2 protein-coding genes are annotated in these 2,001 nt (G+C 73.8%); both read right to left on the reverse strand.

Annotated elements, in window-relative coordinates; translation table 11 throughout:
- Positions 1-864, reverse strand: an 864-nt coding sequence (locus VGW35_11035) for a hypothetical protein (protein HEV8308191.1), incomplete at its 3' end; no start/stop codon positions are given.
- On the reverse strand, positions 861-2,001 hold a 1,141-nt coding region (locus VGW35_11040), incomplete at its 5' end, for a MauE/DoxX family redox-associated membrane protein (GenBank protein HEV8308192.1). The genes VGW35_11040 and VGW35_11035, both read right to left, overlap by 4 nt.

Consider the following 2,001-nt stretch of genomic DNA (forward strand, 5'->3'; position numbering starts at 1 on the left):
CCGGTAGAGGCGATACTGATGGCGGCACCAATCCCCGCTCCAGAGGTACACGCCGTCGAAGGCGAGCCCGTACTCGCACGGGCGCTTTTGGAATCGCCGAAGGATCCGGCCCGTGCCGCTGTGGACCTGGTAGATGAAGTAGCCGCTCCCCGGACTGTCGCTCCCGCTGACGAACATGGCGCCCCGGACAAACGCGATGTCGTTCACGAACCTGAAGGGGACCCGGATGCCCTTGAGGATCTCCCCGTTCGTGCGCATCTGCCGGAGGAGCGCCCCTCCACTGGTCCCCCGGGTCTCAGACTGGCCGTACCAGAGGTGGGTTCCATCGAAGCCCAGGCCGGAGGTCACGTCGGTCCGGGGCGCCCCGATCATGCCCAGGAGCCGGCCCGGCAACATCTCGTACACCAGGTCGTCGAAGAAGTTGAGCACCCAGAGGCGACCCTCGGCGAAGGCGAGACTCTGGCTGCCATCCCCGAAGAACCGCAACTGGTTCGGGGCCGGGAACTGTTGCAGGATGGCCCCGTCCCGGGGGCGAATCCGGACCACGAAGTGTCGAGGCTCGCGGGCCCCGCCGTCGAGGCCCCACAGGAACCCGGCACCGTAGGCCAGGTCCATGATCCCCTGCCGGGTGATCGAGCGCATGGTCACGGTCCGAACCACCGGCAGCGGGAGGGCAGGCGGAGATTCGTCCTCGGTCGACCCCGCCCCGGCGGCGTCCGTCGCCTCCGGCACCGCCCGCCCCTCTTCCGGCGGTCCAGCCTGTGCCCCGGCCTCGGGCGCCGTCCCCTTCAGCCACCCGATCGTCGAGATCACCACGAGTCCGGCGAGGACCGCCAGTGCCGCCGCTGATACGCGCGTCTTCATCGCGGTGACCCTCTCGCCAGCAGCGGGAGCGAGGCCGCCCGCGCGTCGCCGTTGGCGGGCGGCGCGGCCGCCAGCTCGGGCGCGGCGCCGACGTGCGCCACCAGGTGCCGGATGGCCTCCGCCCCCATCACGACCGGGCTGCCGATGGTGCCGTCGGGGCGCACGAGCACTGCGGCCGGCCATCCCGACACCCCGTAGGCGTCGGCCACCTCGGACCCCTCCTGCAGGAACACGGGGCGGAGGCCGTGCGCCGCGTACGCGCGCGACGTCCCGTCTCGCCGGCTGACCGTGACGAGCTTGAGCGGGAGCGCCGCGTCGTCCTGCCAGCGGGCGAGGTCCGGCAGCAGGCCGCTGCACGCGCCGCAGTCGGGGTCCAGGAAGACCAGCACCAGCGGCGCGCCGGCCCCGAGCAGCTCGTCCAGGGTCGCCGGCGCCCCCGCCTCGTCCGCCAGCTGCCAAGCCGGCGCTCGCGTGCCGATCGGGTGCCCCGCGTGCGCGTGATCGGAAGGGCCGTGGGGAACCACGCCGTCGCCCATCCCCAGCCGCGCCTCGACGGCGTCCAGCCGCAGCACGAGCCGGCCGTGCTGCCGCATCAGCTGCAGGAGGAGCCAGCCCTGGACGGCCCCGACGCCGAGGGCGAGGGCGGCCACGCTTATCATCCCGCGCTCGGCCCCGGTCATCCCCGAAAGCCAGGCGAGCAGGCTGCCGCCCCCGCCCTCGCGCGCGAGCACCACCGCCGCCAGGGCCGCCAGCCCCGCGTTCCGCGCCACCGTGGCCCACCCGACCGGGGTGGTCTGGAGCTGCCCGAAGCAGCGACAGGGCGGCCGCTGCCCGCGCGCCAGGCTGGCGAGGATCGCGCTCTCGAAGACCACCAGGAGCCCCAGCGCGCCCAGCGCGGCTCCCCGCGCCGAGATCGCCGGCAAGAGGCCGACCGCCACACTCAGCTCCACCAGCGGCAGGAGGCGGGCGACGGCCGGCGCGAGCCGGGACGGGACCCCGAAGCTCGTGACGGCCTGCTGCGTGCCGGCCCGGTCGAGCAGCTTGCCCGTCCCGGCCACCGCGAAGACGGCGGCCAGGATCAGGCGGGCGGTGGTGATCAGCGCGTCCATCAGCTTGGTTTGCACCCACCCGTCGGAT

Source organism: Candidatus Methylomirabilota bacterium (assembly GCA_036005065.1).
In the GTDB taxonomy this organism is placed as follows: Bacteria; Methylomirabilota; Methylomirabilia; order Rokubacteriales; family DASRDR01; genus DASYQW01.